Below are 14,907 nucleotides of genomic sequence, written 5' to 3'. Positions count from 1 at the left end.
GCGGTGACCCGCGTGCTGGGGGTTGGTGTTGTGGGCTCGCTTGGCCCGGGCGGCGGGCCCGGGGGGCCCCTCGGGGGGGGTGAGGGGGGGCGTTGAAAACCACACCCCGGTGACCAACCCTTTCCCCGACGGCGGCCCAGTCCGCCGATCGAGCAGTCGGCCCGGCAGCCCCAGGCCTACCGCGCCACCAGATCCGGCAGCTTCTCCCCCGCGGGCAGCGAGGTGTGCAGGTGGCAGGCCACCAGCCGTCCCGACTCGGCGGCAGCCGTCCGCCCCAGCACCGGCAGCTCCGTGCGGCACACGTCCATGACGTGCGGGCAACGCGCCGCGAACGGGCAGCCCGGCTCTCGCTGGGACAGGTCCGGCGGGGCGCCGGGGATACCCGCGAGCTCACGCCGCGGCCCGTGCAGGGGCGGGAACGACCCGAGCAGCCCCGCCGAGTACGGGTGCCGCGGGCGCTGGTAGACGTCGCGGGCGGGCGCGGTCTCGACGATCTCGCCCGCATACATGACGGCGATGCGGTCGGCGACCTCCACCAGCAGGGACACGTCGTGCGTGATGAGCACCACGGAGAAGCCCAGCCGCTCGCGCAGCTCCATGACCTGTTCCAGGATCTGGCGCTGCATCACCACGTCGAGCGCCGTGGTGGGCTCGTCCATGATGAGCACCTGCGGCTCCAGGGCCAGCGCCATCGCGATCATCACGCGCTGCCGCATGCCGCCCGAGAGCTGGTGCGGGTAGGCCCGCAGCCGGTCGGCCGAGATGCCCACCAGGCGCAGCAGCTCCGCCGCCCGCTCCCGGGCCTCCGCCCGGCCCATCCGGGGCCGGTGCGCCAAGATGCCGTCGATCAGCTGCTTCTCGACCCGGAACACCGGGTTGAGCGAGCTCATCGCGCCCTGGAACACGATGGCGATGTCCCGCCAGCGGGCGGCCCGCAGCTCCGCGTCGGACAAGGCGAGCAGGTCCGCCCGCTCGCCGTCGCGACCCCTGAGCCACACCTCGCCGCCCGTGATGAGGCCCGGCGGCGGCAGCAACCGCGTCGCGGCGTAGGCGAGGGTCGACTTGCCGCAGCCCGACTCGCCCGCCAGCCCCAGCACCTCGCCGCGGCGCAGCGTGAGCGAGACCTCGCGCAGCACGTGCGTGGGGTCGCCGCCGAACCCGTAGTCGACGCTCAGGTTCCGGACCTCCAGGACCGGTTCCTCCGCCGTCGGCCCCGCGTCCCGGGCGACGCCCGGGCTCGTCTCCACACCTGCGCTCATGACCGCACCTCCCGCACCACCGGGGTGAACCCCACGCGCGGCCGGATGCCCCGGCGGCGCAGCGAGCGCGCGTGCAGGCCGGTGGACCGCAGGCGGGGGTTGACGATCTCGTCGATACCGAAGTTGACCAGGGTCAGCGCCATGCCGAGCAGCGCGATGCACGCCCCGGCCGGCACGAACCACCACCACGCGCCACGCTGCAGCGCGAGGTTGTTCTGCGCCCAGAACAGGATGGTGCCCCAGTTCCAGTCGCTGACGGGCGTGATGCCGATGAACGACAGCGTGACCTGGGACAGCACCGCGAACGTCACGGTGCCCACGAACCCGGAGGCGATCACGGCCGTCAGGTTGGGCAGCACCTCGGCGAGCACGAGCCGCCACGTGCGCTCCCCGTTGGCGCGGGCTGCCTCGACGAAGTCGCGCTTGCGCAGCGACAGCGTCTGGGCGCGCAGCACACGCGCACCCCAGGCCCAGCCGGTCGCCCCGATGACCAGCGCGACGGTGAGCCCGCCGGCCGACGGCAGCTGCGCGGCGATCAGGATGATCAGCGGCAGCTGCGGGATGACCAGGAACATGTTCGACAGCGCGGACAGCGACTCGTCGCCGATACCGCCGACGAACCCGGCGGTCACGCCCACGAGCACACCCACGACGGTGGCGCTCACGCCGGCCACGAGGCCGACGACGAGCACGCCGCGAGCGCCCACGATGATCTGCGACAGGATGTCGCGGCCGGTGTGGTCGGTGCCGAGCCAGTGGGTGGCGGACGGCGGGCTGAGCAGCGCGTCGCTGACCTGGTTGGGGTCGTACGGCGAGAGCCACGGGCCCACCAGCGCCAGCAGCGTGAAGAAGCCCAGGATGACCAGGCCGGTGATGACCTTGCCGTTGCGCAGGAACAGCAGCTGGTTCTTCATCGGTCCTCCGTCCGGGTGCGGGGGTCGAGCAGGGTGTAGGCGAGGTCGGCCACCATGTTCGCCACGAGGACGGACAGGGTGATGACCAGGAAGCAGCCCTGCATCAGCGGGTAGTCGTGGGTGGAGACGGCCTGGTAGAGCGTGTAGCCGATGCCCTGGTAGGAGAAGACCATCTCCATGATGAGCGTGCCGCCGACGACGAAGCCGAGGGACAGCGCGAAGCTGGACACCTGGGGCAGCACGGCGTTGCGGGCGGCGTAGCCGAGCATGACCTGCCGCTCGGGCAGGCCCTTGGCGTGCGCGACGGTGACGTAGTCCTCGGAGGAGACGGTCACCATCATGTTGCGCATGCCGAGCACCCAGCCGGCCACGGAGGACAGCACGACGGTCAGCGCGGGCAGGAACCCGTAGTAGACGACCGAGCCGATGAACTCTCCGCTGACCGCGGGCACGAGCCCGCGGTCGTAGCTGCCGCTGGACGGGAACCAGCCGAGGTTCACGGACAGCACGGCGATCGTGATCAGGCCCAGCCAGAAGTACGGTACGGCCTGGAAGAACGTCGCCACGGGCAGCAGCCCGTCGGCCCAGGTGCCGCGGCGCCAGCCGAGGAAGGTGCCGATGAGCGAGCCGATGACGAACGCGATGATCGTGGCGACGCCGACCAGCCCCACGGTCCACGGCAGCGACTGGCTGACGATGTCGGCCACGGGCGTCGGGAAGTGGGTGAAGGACAGCCCGAGGTCGCCGCGCAGGAGCAGGCCCCAGTAGTCGAGGTACTGCTGCCACATGCTGGTGTCCTGGTCCAGCCCGAACAGGACACGCAGCGAGTGCTCGGCGTTGCTGTCGATGCGGCCCTGCATGCGGCCCAGCAGGGCCGTGACGGGGTCGCCCGGCAGCATGCGCGGGATGAAGAAGTTGATGGTGATCGCGGCCCACGCGGTCAGCGCGTAGAACACGATCCTGCGCAGCAGGAACCTCATGCGCCCGCCTCCCCGCCGACGTTGGCCGAGTCTGTCGAGACCCGCCCGACGTCGGGCCGTCCCTCCCGCTCGGAGTACCCCCAGCACGCGGCGGACCGCCCGGGTGTGACCTCGATCAGCTCGGGTGTCTCACCCCGGCACAGGTCGGTCGCGTACGGGCAGCGCGGCGCGAACCGGCAGCCGGGCGGCGGGTCGACGAGGCTCGGCGGCTCGCCGCCGGTGCCCTGCTCGCGCACTGCGGCGGCGCCGGTGCCAGCAAGGTCGTCCGGATCGGGCGCGGAGGCGATGAGCAGCCGCGTGTAGGGGTGCAGGGGCTCCTGCGTCACGGACTCGGAGTCGCCCGTCTCCATGACCTGCCCCGCGTACAGCACGGTGGTGCGGTCGGCGAAGTAGCGCGCGGAGGCGATGTCGTGCGTGATGTACAGGACGGCGATCCCGAGCCGGTCGCGCAGGTCGGCCAGCAGGTTGAGGATGCCGAGCCGGATGGAGACGTCCAGCATCGAGACGGGCTCGTCGGCGAGCAGCACCTCGGGGTCGGCGGCCAGGGCCCGCGCGATGGCGATGCGCTGCCGCTGTCCGCCGGACAGCTCGTGCGGGAACTTGTCGACGTACCGCGTGGCGGGTGTGAGGTGCACGCGCTCCAGCAGCTCGGTCAGGGCCGCCTCCAGCTCGGCCCCGCGCAGCGTGCCCCCGCTGGACTGGCGCCGGTGCAGGCGCAGCGCCCTGGTCAGGGTGTAGCGCACGGGATGCACGGGGTTCAGGGAGGCGAACGGGTCCTGGAAGATCATCTGCACGCGCCGCACGTACGCGCGGAAGGCCCGGCGGCCCCGCAGGCGGGCCTCGGCGCCGTCGAGCAGCACCTGCCCGCCCGTGATGGGGATCAGTCCGGCCAGCAGCCGGGCGACCGTGGATTTGCCGGACCCCGACTCCCCCACCACGGCCAGGACCTGGCCGCGGTGGAGCTCGAGGTCCACGCCGTCCACGGCGTGGATCGCCCGGGCGGGCGAACGGCCGCTGACGCGACCTCCGCCCGCCCGGAAGTGCTTGGTGAGGCCGTGCGCGGCCAGCACCGGTGTGCTTGTGCTCATCAGCCTTCCGCGGGCTCGAGGTTCATCAGGATCTGGGCGGCCTGCACCCCGGTGGGCTGGGGCTGGTTGTACGGGTCCTCCTCCGACGGCCAGCCCACGTAGTTCTGCGTCGAGTACTGCGCGGTGGCCGGGCGGGTCCAGATCGCGATGCCCGGCACCTCCTCGACGAACACCTTCTGGACGGTCTCCAGGGCGGCGGTGCGGGTGGCGTCGTCCGGCGCGGCGGCGTAGTCGGCGAGCGCCTTCGTGGCGTCGTCGTTCTGGAAGCGGCCGAAGTTCCAGGTGGCCGGCTCACCGAGCTTCTTGTAGTGCGCGCCGTCCATGATGTCGGAGTACATGTCCCAGGGGGTGGCTCCGCCGTCGGTCCAGTGCAGTGTGGCCTGGAAGTCGCCGCCGGGGATGACGTCGGCGAACCAGCCGTCCTGGTTGACGGGGTTGACGGTGGCGGTGGCGCCGAGCTCGGCGGCGGAGTTCTTGATGAGGTCCAGGGCGGTCAGGTAGTCGTTCCAGCCGGCCGGGTTGACCAGCTCGAACGTGACCTTCTCGCCGTCCGGGTCCACCAGGGCGTCACCGTCCCACGTGTATCCGGCGTCCTCGAGCAGGGCGCGGGCGCCCTCGACGTCGACGGCGTACTCCTGGTCGGCGTAGTCGGCCGAGAGGAACTCCTCGCCGGCGGGCAGCGGCAGGCCGGTGACGCTGGTCAGGGCGGGGTTGACGCCCGAGGTGGCGACGTCAACGAGCTCGGTGCGGTCGATGACCATGTTGAGCGCCTGGCGGAACGCCTTGTCGTCGAACGGCTTGGTCTCGTTGTTGAGGTAGAGCACGTCGATGCCGAGGCCGCCGGCGGCGTACTGGTGGTAGTGCTCGGGGTCCTGGGCGATGTAGACGTTCTCGAAGTCGGCGATGAACGTCCAGCCCCACTGCGCCTCACCGGTGGTCAGGGCGGTGGTCAGGGCGTTGTTGTCGTTGTACGACGAGTACCGGATCTCGGGGACGGCGGGCTTGCCGCCCCAGTAGTCGTCGCGCGCCACGACGGTGGCGGCCTGCGGCGTCCAGGTCTCCAGCGTGTACGGGCCGGTGCCGACGGGGTCGGGGTTGGTGTCGGTGGTGGGGTCCTCGACGTCGGCCCAGATGTGCTCGGGCACCATGACCAGGTCGTACAGCTTGGACTGGTTGACGAACTGGCCGGCGGTGAAGGTGACGGTGACGGTGGACCCGTCGGTCTCGATCGTGTCGTACGGCAGGGCGCCGGTGTTCAGCGCCTCGAAGTCCTTGCGCAGCTGGATGGAGAACGCGATGTCGTCGGCGGTGAACTCCTCGCCGTCCGACCAGGTGACGCCCTCGTGGGGAGTGATGACGGCCTCGGTGAAGTCCTCGTTCCACTCGACGCTGTCGGCGAGCCAGGGCTTCGGCTCCTCGGACGGCCGGGCCTGGTTGCGCATCATCAGCGGCTCGTAGATCGCGAAGGCGTAGCCGAGCGAGAGCGCGGACGAGCCGGTGGCGAACGGGCTGTGGTTCTCGGTCTGGACGCCGTTCGGCATGCCGACGGTCAGGGTCTGACCGCCGCCCGCCTGGGTGGCGCTGCCGCCGCCCCCGCCGCTGCAGGCTGCCAGCAGCGCGACCGCTGCCGCGGCCGCCGCCACGGCGACGTGCTTGTGAATCCTCACGGTGTGCCTCCTTGCACTTGTCCCTCGCGGGACGGATGGGGTGTGTGTCACTTGGTTCCGGCGCCGGGTTCCTCCCCGGGCCGGACGGTCAGCTCGTTGGTCAGGCGCAGGTCCGCGACGGACCTGCCGGTGCGCAGCCGGTAGGTGCCCGGCGGCGTGGTCCAGCCCTGGGTCTGCGGGTCCCAGACCTGCAGCGCCCGGGTGGGGACGGGGACGCGGACGGTCGCGCTGCCCATTGCGGGCACGTCCGCGACGGCGAAGCCGCCGAGCCACCGCACGGGGCGGTCCGGGCCGCCCTCGGGCGCCTCGACGTAGACCTGGACCACCTCGCGGCCCGCGCGGGGCCCGGTGTTCCGGACGGTCACGTACGCGGTCAGGGTCGCGGGGGCGTCGTGCGACTGGCCCCAGGCGAGGACGGCGTCCTCGTACTCCCAGGACGTCCAGCCCAGGCCGTGCCCGAACGGTGCGGCGGGCGCGGGGGCGGCGTCCGCCCCGGCGGCCAGGCGCCGCTCCCAGGCGCGGTAGCCGACGTCGGTCCCCTCGGCGTAGTCGACGACGCCGTCCACGGGTCGCGCGTGCGGCACGGGGACGTCCTCGAAGCGCGCGGGCAGCGTCCACGGCAGGCGCCCCGACGGCTCGGTGACGCCGGTGAGCACATCGGCGAGCGCGGTGCCCGCCTCCTGGCCGGGCAGCCAGCCCCACAGCACGGTCGGCACGTCGACCAGCCAGGGCAGCAGCACGGGCGCGCCCGCGTTGACGACGACGACGGTGCGCGGGTTGGCCGCCACGACACGGCGCACGAGCTCGTCCTGGTTGCCGGGCAGGTCCAGGTCGGGGCGGTCGTAGCCCTCGGACTCGACCTCGGCGGTGGTGCCGATCAGCACGACGGCGACGTCCGCGGCGGCTGCTGCCTCGACGGCGGCGGCCAGCTCGTCGTCGGCCGAGGGACCGGGCAGGCGGTGCACCAGGGCGGCGCGCACGAAGTGCCCGTAGCCCACGGCGTGCACCACCTGGACGGTCGCGTCCAGGTCGGCGGTCCCGCTCGCCTGGGCGAGCGCCGCGATCGGGTGGTTGTGCCCGGAGGACAGGACGACGTCCTCGTCGACCCGGGTGGTGCCGGTCGCGACCTCGGCGCCGTCGACGAGCACCCGGTGGATGCCGACGGTGCCGACGCCCAGCTCGTGGGTGCCCGGCTCCTCCAGCCGGACGGCGGCGCGCAGGCGCACGGCGTCGGCGTCGGGCCGCGCGTCCTGCAGCCAGCCGGACCACTCGGTGACCGTGTGCTCGTCGAGAATGCTGCCGTCGGCGGCCAGGACCGTGACGCGCAGGCCGGGCTCGCCGGTGACCGGGTCGGTGCAGCGGCCGAGGTCGAGCTCGGGCGGGTTGTGCAGGGCGCGGGCGCCGGCCAGCAGCGTCAGCTCCGAGCCCTGGGGCAGCGCGGCGCGCAGCTCGTCGGCGGGGTAGGTCAGGTGGTCGGGCTGCACGAACGAGGAGCCGCCGCCCTGGAAGAACGGCTCGACCGCGGCGGGGCCGAGCAGTGCGACGCGCAGCGGCCGGGCGCCGTCGGACACCAGCGGCACCAGCCCGGCGTCGTCCTTGAGCACGACGACGGAGCGGGCCGCGAGCTCGCGCAGCAGCTCGCTCGATGCCGCGGTGGCGGGCGCCGGGTCGGTGACGGCATGGAGCGGGTGGGCGGCGGAGGCGCGGTCGCCGCCGGGCACCGCGAGCCGCCCGGTGCGGCCGGCCAGCCGCAGCAGGCGCAGCACCTTGTCGTCGAGCTCGGCCTCGGCGACCTCGCCGGAACGGACGGCGTCGAGCAGGCCGTCGCCCCAGGCGCCGTCCGGCCCGGGCATCTGCAGGTCCAGGCCGCCTCGGACGGCGGGCGCCACGGACTGCGTGGCCACCCAGTCGCTGACGAACAGACCGTCGTACCCCCACTCCTCCTTGAGCAGGTCGACCACGAGCGGGCGGTGCTCCAGGAGCGGCGCGGCGACGCCCTGCGTGTCGGCGCCGTTGTAGGCGCCCATCACGGACCACGGGTTGACGTCGCGCACCAGGCGCTCGAAGGGTGCGAGGTAGGCCTCGCGCAGCGTCCGCTCGTCGAGGCGCGCGAAGTAGCGGGTGCGCTCGGTCTCGGAGTCGTTGGCCACGTAGTGCTTGACGCACATGCCGACGCCCTGCTCCTGCGCCGCACCGACCAGGGCCACCGCGATCTCGGCCGTCAGGTGCGGGTCCTCGGAGTAGCACTCGAAGTGGCGGCCGCCCACGGGCGTGCGCTGCAGGTTGACCTGCGGGGCGAGCACGACGTCGACGCCGTGGCGGCGTGCCTCGGCGGCGAACAGCACGCCGGCACGGCGGGCCAGCTCCAGGTCCCAGGTCGCGGCCAGCGCGGACGGCGCGGGGAACATCGCGGACGTGCCGCCGTCCGGACCGCGCACGCCCACCGGGCCGTCGGACAGCACCACCGGCTCCAGCCCGAGACGGGGCACGGCCGTGGTCGTCCACATGGACGCGCCCACGACGAGCGACACCTTCTCCTCGGCGGAGAGCTCCGACAGGAGGCGGAGCAGCTCGGGCTCCGTGGTGCCCTGCGTGGTGACTGTCTGCGATGACACGTGCTTTCTCCGTTCGGCGGTGGACGGCTGCCCGCATTCAACCACACTTACTTACTGGTTAGTAAGCCCGGATTCTCGGTTATCGTGAGCCCATGCCAGAAGCGACCGGGCAGGCTGCCCCGAAGGCCAAGCGACCCACGCGCGACCAGCGGCGGGAGGAGATCCTCGCCGCCGCGACGCGCGTGTTCGGGTCCAAGGGCTACCACCAGGGATCGCTGGTCGACGTCGCGGCCCAGGTGGGGATCACGCACGCCGGCGTGCTCCACCACTTCGGCAGCAAGGACAAGCTGCTGTGGGAGGTGCTGGAGTACCGCGACCGCGTGGACGTGCAGCACCTGGAGGGCAAGCACATCCCGGGCGGCATCGAGCTGTTCCGGCACCTGGTCACCACCGCGCGCCAGAACGCGGAGCGGCGCGGCATCGTGCAGGCCTACGCGGTGCTCACCGGCGAGTCCGTGACCGACGGCCACCCCGCCTCCACCTGGGTGGCCGAGCGGTTCAGCGTGCTGCGGGGGGAGATCTCCCAGGCCGTGCGCGTGCTCGCGGACGAGCGCGAGGTGACCCTGCCCGAGGGCGAGCCCGAGCGCGCCGCGGCCGCGGTGATCGCCGTCATGGACGGCCTGCAGCTCCAGTGGCTGCTGGACCCCGCGGCGGTGGACCTGGCGTCGGGCACGGAGTTCGCCATCGAGTCGATCCTGACGGCCACCCTCGGCGCCCCCGTGCGGATCGCGGCCTCCTGACCCACGACCCGCACGGCGTCACCACTCGGTCTTGAGCCGCCGCTTCTCGCGCTCGCTCGGCGGCACGTCCATCGTCTGCAGGGTGAACCCCATGACCTCGCTGAAGACCGGGGCCGCGACGTCGCCGCCGAAGATCGAGCTGTGCGGGCTCTTGAGGAAGACGGACACGGTGTACCGGGGGTCGTCGGCCGGCGCCACGCCGATGAACGACGCCATGTACGTCCAGCCGTTGCCCGCCGGCATCTGGGCGGTACCGGTCTTGCCCGCCACCCGGTAGCCCGGCACGGCGGCATTCTTGCCCGTACCCTCGTCCCCGGTCACGGTCTCCATCATCTCGACCAGGGTGTCCGCGGTCTCCTCGGAGATCACCCGCTTGCCCGGCTCCCGCTCCGCCGGCGTGGTGGTGCCGTCCGGGCTGGTGGAGCCCTTGAAGAGCGTCGGCGTCATCCGCACGCCGCCGTTCGCCACCGTCGAGAACACGCTCGTGGCCTGCATCGCGTTGACGGACAGGCCCTGGCCGAACAGCACCGCGTACTGCGTGCGGCCGTCCCAGTCCGCGACGTCGGCGGGGGGCATGAGACCGACGGACTCGCCCGGCAGGCCCAGGCCCGTCGGCTGCCCGAAGCCGAACTTGTACAGGTAGTCCTGCCGCGTCTGGAGCGGGATCTTCTCGCCGGCCTGCACGGTGCCCGTGTTCGACGACTGGGCCAGCACCCCGGTCAGCGTCAGGCGCTCCACCGGGTGCTCGTGCGAGTCGCGGAAGGTCTGCCCGTTGGGCGTCGTGTAGGTGTAGGGCACGGTGAACCGGCTGTCCGGCGTCCAGTAGCCGCCCTCCAGGGCGGCGGCCATCGTGACCACCTTGCCCGTCGAGCCGGGGTCGAAGACGTCCTTGACGGCGCGCGACCCGCCCGCCACGGCCGACGTCGTCCGGTCGTTCGGGTCCGTGGAGCCGGAGTCCGCGAGCGCCACGAGCTCGCCCGTGCGGATGTCCTGCACGATGACGATCCCGTACTCCGCCCCGGTGGTCCGCTTGGCCTCGTCGATGGAGTCCTGCGCCTTCCACTGGATGTCGTGCACCAGGGAGAGCTGGATGCTGTCGCCCGGCACCGCCGGGACGGACTCCTGGCCGGCGGCCGGGATGCGCAGGCCGTCGAGGCTGCGCTCGTAGGTGTCGGAGCCGGGCGTGCCCGCCAGCAGGTCGTCGTACGCCAGCTCGATGCCGCCCTGCCCGGCCTGCTCGTCGTCCACGAAGCCGACCAGCGAGCCCGCCACCGTCCCCGACGGGTAGGTGCGCCGCGAGGTCAGGTCGGTGCGGATGTACGCGCGGATCTCCAGGTCGGCGATGGCGCGCTGCACCTGGGGCACCACGTTCTTGGCGAGCACGCGGTAGCGCGACTCGCCCACCAGCTTGGCCGCCAGCTCGTTCTTGGGCTCGTCGAGGATCGGCGCGAGCAGCTGGGCGATGCCCAGGGCGCCGTTCTCCACCTTGCGCCCGTCGGCATCGACGCGGCCCGCGCCGCGGAAGTCCTCGATCGCCACCGGATCGCCCACCACCTTGTACCGGTCCACCGAGGTGGCCAGCACCACGCCGTTCGCGTCCGTGATGTCGCCGCGGTGCGCGGGCGTGACCGCGGTCGCCGTGCGCGCGGCCTCGGCCTCGGCGGCCAGGCTCGGGCCCTGGATGAGCTGCACGTGAACGAGCCGCACCAGGAAGACGAGCACGACCACGGCCGCGATGCCGACCAGCCAGCGCTGCCGCGTCTCCGGCCGGCCGGGCCGCGGCGGCAGCGGGCGCGCCACCCGGGACCGGGCGGGCCGGGACTGGGCCGGGGCAGCGCGAGGGCCGTCGGGTGCCTGAAGGCCCAGCCGCGTGCTGGTGGCACGGGGCTGGGCCTTCGCCGGCTGCGACCTGGCTCGGGTCCTGGCGGGTTGCGACGTGGGCTGCGCCTTGGCCTGCTTCCTGGCCGGCTGCTTCCTGGCCGGTTGCTTCGCCTGGCGCTGCGGCGTGGAACGCGGGCCGGCAGCGCGCCCCGAGGGGGTGCGCTGCCGGCCCGCGCCGGACGTCGAGCCCGTCACTGGTCCGTACCCTTCACCACCTTGCCGGTGCGGACACTGACCATGGTGGGGTTCTCCGCGGGCACCATGCCCAGGCTGCGGGCCTTGTCCGGCAGGTCCGTCTCGGCGGCGCTCAGGTCCTCCTCCAGCATCTGCACGTCCTGGGCGGTCTGCGCGACGTCGCCCTGCAGCTGCGACATCTCGTAGGAGCCCCGCGCGAGCGTGGTGTTCAGCACGAGGACCGCCACGAGCGAGCCGATCATCAAGGTGGCGCACAGGACGAAGAACGGCACGCGGCTCTTCGCGTGCAAGGGCGCGCGGACCACGTCCAGGCGGCGGCCGCGCTGCGCGGCACCCCCGGAGATGGCGGTCAGCGGTGCTCTGCGGGTGCGGGGCAGCTCGGCCGGACGGACTGCGCGGGCCGTCGCGGCGTTGGTAGCACTCATCGGCGGTCCTCCTTCGCTGTGTGGTGCGTGCTGGTGCGGTTCAGCAGGTGCTCGGGCGTCGGGCGGAGGCGGCGGGCGGCGCGTAGCCGGACCGAGGCCGAGCGCGGGTTGCGCTCCAGCTCGGCGGCGTCCGCCTCCTCCGCGCCCCGGGTGAGCGCCTCGAGATAGGGCCGGTGGGTCTCGGGCTCGACGGGCAGCCCCGGCGGGGCCGACGACGTCGTGCCCTGCGCGATGGCGCGCTTGACGATCCGGTCCTCGAGTGACTGGTACGACTCCACGACGATGCGGCCGTCCACGGCGAGCGCCTCGATCGCGGCGGGCACGGCGCGCTCGAGCACCTCGAGCTCGCCGTTCACCTCGATACGTAGCGCCTGGAAGGTCCGCTTGCCCGGGTGGCCGCCGGTCTTGCGGGTCGCGGCGGGGATGACGGCGCGCAGCAGGTCGACGAGCTCGCCACTGCGGTCCCACTCCCGCTCGGCGCGGCGCCGGACGATCGCCCGCGCGATCTTGCCCGCGAACCGCTCCTCGCCGTACTCCCGCAGGATCCGCGCGAGGTCGCGCTCGTCGTACGTGTTGAGCACGTCGGCCGCCGTCAGCTCCTGGGTGGAGTCCATCCGCATGTCGAGCGGCGCGTCCTGCGCGTAGGCGAAGCCGCGGTCGGTCTCGTCGAGCTGCAGCGAGGACACCCCGAGGTCCATGAGCACGCCCTGCACGGCGCCGCCGGCGTACTCGTCGACCACCTGCGTGATCTCGTCGTACACCGCGTGCACCGGCGTGAAGCGGTCGCCGAACCGGGCCAGCCGGGCACCGGCGAGCGCCAGGGCCTGCGGGTCGCGGTCGATGCCGATCACGCGGGCGGCCGGGAGCTGCTCCAGGACGGCCTCGGTGTGGCCGCCCATGCCGAGCGTGCAGTCCACCAGGACGGAGCCGGGCTCGGCGAGCGCCGGGGCGAGCAGGTCCACGCAGCGCTGGAGCAGCACCGGGAGGTGGCGGTCGGCGGCGTCGCTGCCGGCGCCGGAGCGGTTGTCGGTCGCGTTCATCGGTGTCTCCCTCCTGCGTCGTGCCGGCCCTGCGTGGTGCTCGTCATGCGTGGTGCCTCGTGCTCGTCCGGGTACTTCCGGGCGGGCCGCCCGGTCAGGTCTCCCTCCGCACGGTTCCGGCGGCGGGGAAGTGCGCCGGATCCTGCGGGAGGAGGCCTGACCGTGCGGCCGGTCAGCCCACCTGTCCTAGAAGCTCAGCCCGGGGAAGATCTCCTCGGCCTGATCGATGTAGTCGGGTTCGGTCTGCTCCTGATATGTGGCCCAGGCCTGCGCGTCCCACACCTCCACGCGGGTACCGACCCCGATCACGACCACCTCTCGGTCGAGACCGGCGTACTCGCGCAGGTGCGTCGGGATGGAGACCCGGCCCTGCTTGTCCGGGACCTCGTCGCTCGCTCCCGCCAGGAAGTTTCGCGTGTAGTCCCGTGCTGCCTTGCTCGTCACCGGCGCCTGCCGGATCTGGGTGTAGATCTGCTGGAACTCGTCCATCGGGAGGAGGAAGAGGCACCGCTCCTGCCCCTTGGTCATGACCAGACCGCTGGACAGGCGCCCCCGGAACTTGGCGGGAAGGATCAGGCGCCCCTTCTCGTCGAGCTTCGGGGTGTACGTACCGAGGAGCAGACCCAGACCTGCGAAACCTTCCGCCATCGCAGTCATGGGCCGACACCTCCTTCCGCTCCCGCATACTCCACGCTACTCCACTTTCCACCACCACACTCGGAAAAACGATGGGGAGAACTGCCCAGCGACCCTCAATGTGCAGGTCAAAGAGGTAAAGAGTAGGTGGAGTAAATTCATGTCCCGCGTGGCGTGGAATGTCGGATCAGGTCGCGCGAGGCCGCCTCCCGCCAGGCGTACGCGACCTGGACGGACGTCGTTTCACCAGGGCGAAAGAAGCTCTCGGATCTGTGAAGACCGCGTGATGCACACAACAGAGTGCTTTACATCTCTACTAGGCTGGTCCAGCCGGGCGGGCGTTCTCGCCCCGGCTTCCGAACAGCGCGTACCCGCGCGAGAAACCGGCCTGACTCCCGGCCCGATGGAGGTCCCCCAGTGCACACGGAACCCACCACCTCCGGCCTCTCGGACCCTCGTTACGGCGGCGCGGCCGCCGCAGAGCCGGCGCCCGGCCCCGGCGCGCTGGACGAGCTCGTGGAGACCATGGCGCGGGTCCGCGGTGCCGTGGAGTCCGTCGTGACCGGCCGGCCCGGCCTGGCCGACATCACGCTCGCCGTCCTGCTGGCCGAGGGCCACCTGCTCGTCGAGGACGTGCCCGGCGTCGGCAAGACCACCCTCGCCAAGGCCGTGGCGCGCAGCATCGACTGCCACGTGGGCCGCATCCAGTTCACGCCCGACCTGCTGCCGAGCGACCTCACCGGCGTCAACATCTTCCGCACCGGCAGCCACGAGTTCGAGTTCCGCCCGGGCCCGGTGTTCAGCAACATCGTCATCGGCGACGAGATCAACCGCGCCTCGCCCAAGACCCAGTCCGCGCTGCTGGAGTGCATGGAGGAGGGCCAGACCACCGTCGACGGCACCACCCACCAGCTCCCCCGGCCGTTCCTCGTGGTCGCCACCCAGAACCCGGTGGAGATGGAGGGCACCTACCCCCTGCCCGAGGCGCAGCGCGACCGGTTCATGGCCCGCATCACCGTGGGGTACCCCGACGTCGACGCCGAGATGCTCATGCTCGACCGGCAGGAGGCCACCACGCCGCTGGCCCACCTGGAGGCCGTCACGGACGGGCACACGCTGCTGCGGTTCTCCGCGCTCGTCCGCTCGCTGTACGCCTCCCCCTCGGTCAAGCGCTACGTGGTGGGCCTCGTCGGCGCCACGCGCGAGCACCCCGGCCTGCGGCTGGGCGCCTCGCCGCGTGCGTCGCTCCAGCTCCTGCGCGCCGCCAAGGCGATCGCCGCCATGGCGGGGCGCGACCACGTGCTGCCCGACGACATCCAGCGGCTCGCCCGGCCCGTCCTGGCGCACCGCCTCATCCTCACCACCGAGTCCCGGCTCGGCGGCGTGACGCCGGAGACGCTCGTCGACGAGATCGTGCAGCGCACCCCGGTGCCGGCGCTCGAGCCCGCCGACCGGCGTCCGTACTGA

General features: G+C 72.6%; 12 protein-coding genes. 2 read left to right on the top strand and 10 right to left on the bottom strand.

What is annotated here, in order from left to right; genetic code table 11:
* Window positions 1-176: 176 nt before the first annotated feature.
* The 6 genes from ACH47X_RS03160 to ACH47X_RS03135 are packed head-to-tail and all read right to left on the bottom strand — an operon-like array spanning window position 177 to window position 8,523.
* Window positions 177-1,259, bottom strand: a complete 1,083-nt coding sequence (locus ACH47X_RS03160) for an ABC transporter ATP-binding protein (RefSeq protein ID WP_397401289.1) — start codon at window positions 1,257-1,259, stop codon at window positions 177-179.
* Window positions 1,256-2,173: an ABC transporter permease gene (locus ACH47X_RS03155; protein WP_020016688.1), complete on the bottom strand. Its 918-nt coding sequence runs from the start codon at window positions 2,171-2,173 to the stop codon at window positions 1,256-1,258. Before ACH47X_RS03155 ends, ACH47X_RS03160 begins: the two co-directional genes overlap by 4 nt.
* On the bottom strand, window positions 2,170-3,153 hold the full coding sequence (locus ACH47X_RS03150; protein WP_397401286.1) for an ABC transporter permease: 984 nt from the start codon (window positions 3,151-3,153) through the stop codon (window positions 2,170-2,172). Before ACH47X_RS03150 ends, ACH47X_RS03155 begins: the two co-directional genes overlap by 4 nt.
* Window positions 3,150-4,241, bottom strand: a complete 1,092-nt coding sequence (locus ACH47X_RS03145; RefSeq protein ID WP_397401284.1) for an ABC transporter ATP-binding protein — start codon at window positions 4,239-4,241, stop codon at window positions 3,150-3,152. The genes ACH47X_RS03150 and ACH47X_RS03145 overlap by 4 nt, the downstream gene beginning before the upstream one ends.
* A complete protein-coding gene (locus ACH47X_RS03140) occupies window positions 4,241-5,908 on the bottom strand; it encodes an ABC transporter substrate-binding protein (RefSeq protein ID WP_397401282.1) in 1,668 nt (555 codons plus the stop codon). The genes ACH47X_RS03145 and ACH47X_RS03140 overlap by 1 nt, the downstream gene beginning before the upstream one ends.
* 47 nt (window positions 5,909-5,955) lie before the next feature.
* Window positions 5,956-8,523 carry a beta-d-glucosidase gene (locus tag ACH47X_RS03135; RefSeq protein ID WP_397401280.1) on the bottom strand — a complete coding sequence of 856 codons (2,568 nt, stop codon included), beginning with the start codon at window positions 8,521-8,523 and terminating at the stop codon, window positions 5,956-5,958.
* A 92-nt stretch (window positions 8,524-8,615) separates the two neighbouring features.
* Between ACH47X_RS03135 and ACH47X_RS03130 the strand changes: the two genes are divergently transcribed.
* Complete coding sequence (locus ACH47X_RS03130; protein WP_020016693.1) at window positions 8,616-9,263, top strand: TetR/AcrR family transcriptional regulator; 648 nt, start codon at window positions 8,616-8,618, stop codon at window positions 9,261-9,263.
* Window positions 9,264-9,281: 18 nt separating this feature from the next.
* On the opposite strand, the gene ACH47X_RS03125 is transcribed toward ACH47X_RS03130, so the two are convergent.
* From ACH47X_RS03125 to mraZ, 4 genes are all read right to left on the bottom strand, one after another.
* Window positions 9,282-11,339, bottom strand: a complete 2,058-nt coding sequence (locus ACH47X_RS03125; RefSeq protein WP_397401278.1) for a peptidoglycan D,D-transpeptidase FtsI family protein — start codon at window positions 11,337-11,339, stop codon at window positions 9,282-9,284.
* Window positions 11,336-11,764 carry a hypothetical protein gene (locus tag ACH47X_RS03120; protein ID WP_397401276.1) on the bottom strand — a complete coding sequence of 143 codons (429 nt, stop codon included), beginning with the start codon at window positions 11,762-11,764 and terminating at the stop codon, window positions 11,336-11,338. Before ACH47X_RS03120 ends, ACH47X_RS03125 begins: the two co-directional genes overlap by 4 nt.
* A complete protein-coding gene (rsmH, locus tag ACH47X_RS03115) occupies window positions 11,761-12,804 on the bottom strand; it encodes a 16S rRNA (cytosine(1402)-N(4))-methyltransferase RsmH (RefSeq protein ID WP_397401274.1) in 1,044 nt (347 codons plus the stop codon). The genes ACH47X_RS03120 and rsmH overlap by 4 nt, the downstream gene beginning before the upstream one ends.
* 186 nt (window positions 12,805-12,990) lie before the next feature.
* Window positions 12,991-13,461, bottom strand: a complete 471-nt coding sequence (gene mraZ, locus ACH47X_RS03110) for a division/cell wall cluster transcriptional repressor MraZ (RefSeq protein ID WP_142033846.1) — start codon at window positions 13,459-13,461, stop codon at window positions 12,991-12,993.
* A gap of 396 nt (window positions 13,462-13,857) precedes the next feature.
* Between mraZ and ACH47X_RS03105 the strand changes: the two genes are divergently transcribed.
* On the top strand, window positions 13,858-14,907 hold the full coding sequence (locus ACH47X_RS03105; protein ID WP_397401272.1) for an AAA family ATPase: 1,050 nt from the start codon (window positions 13,858-13,860) through the stop codon (window positions 14,905-14,907).

This window comes from Promicromonospora kroppenstedtii (assembly GCF_044389675.1).
GTDB classification, from domain to species: Bacteria; Actinomycetota; Actinomycetes; order Actinomycetales; family Cellulomonadaceae; genus Promicromonospora; species Promicromonospora kroppenstedtii.
Note: the sequence above shows the minus strand (reverse complement) of the source record. Positions and strands in the feature narration are given on the sequence as shown.

What these genes read in the sequence shown, in the direction of transcription:
- ACH47X_RS03160 (WP_397401289.1), bottom strand. Translation starts at nt 1,259, where the DNA reads ATGAGCGCAGGTGTGGAGACGAGCCCGGGCGTCGCCCGGGACGCGGGG.
- ACH47X_RS03155 (WP_020016688.1), bottom strand. Translation starts at nt 2,173, where the DNA reads ATGAAGAACCAGCTGCTGTTCCTGCGCAACGGCAAGGTCATCACCGGC.
- ACH47X_RS03150 (WP_397401286.1), bottom strand. Translation starts at nt 3,153, where the DNA reads ATGAGGTTCCTGCTGCGCAGGATCGTGTTCTACGCGCTGACCGCGTGG.
- ACH47X_RS03145 (WP_397401284.1), bottom strand. Translation starts at nt 4,241, where the DNA reads ATGAGCACAAGCACACCGGTGCTGGCCGCGCACGGCCTCACCAAGCAC.
- ACH47X_RS03130 (WP_020016693.1), top strand. Translation starts at nt 8,616, where the DNA reads ATGCCAGAAGCGACCGGGCAGGCTGCCCCGAAGGCCAAGCGACCCACG.
- ACH47X_RS03120 (WP_397401276.1), bottom strand. Translation starts at nt 11,764, where the DNA reads ATGAGTGCTACCAACGCCGCGACGGCCCGCGCAGTCCGTCCGGCCGAG.
- rsmH (WP_397401274.1), bottom strand. Translation starts at nt 12,804, where the DNA reads ATGAACGCGACCGACAACCGCTCCGGCGCCGGCAGCGACGCCGCCGAC.
- mraZ (WP_142033846.1), bottom strand. Translation starts at nt 13,461, where the DNA reads ATGACTGCGATGGCGGAAGGTTTCGCAGGTCTGGGTCTGCTCCTCGGT.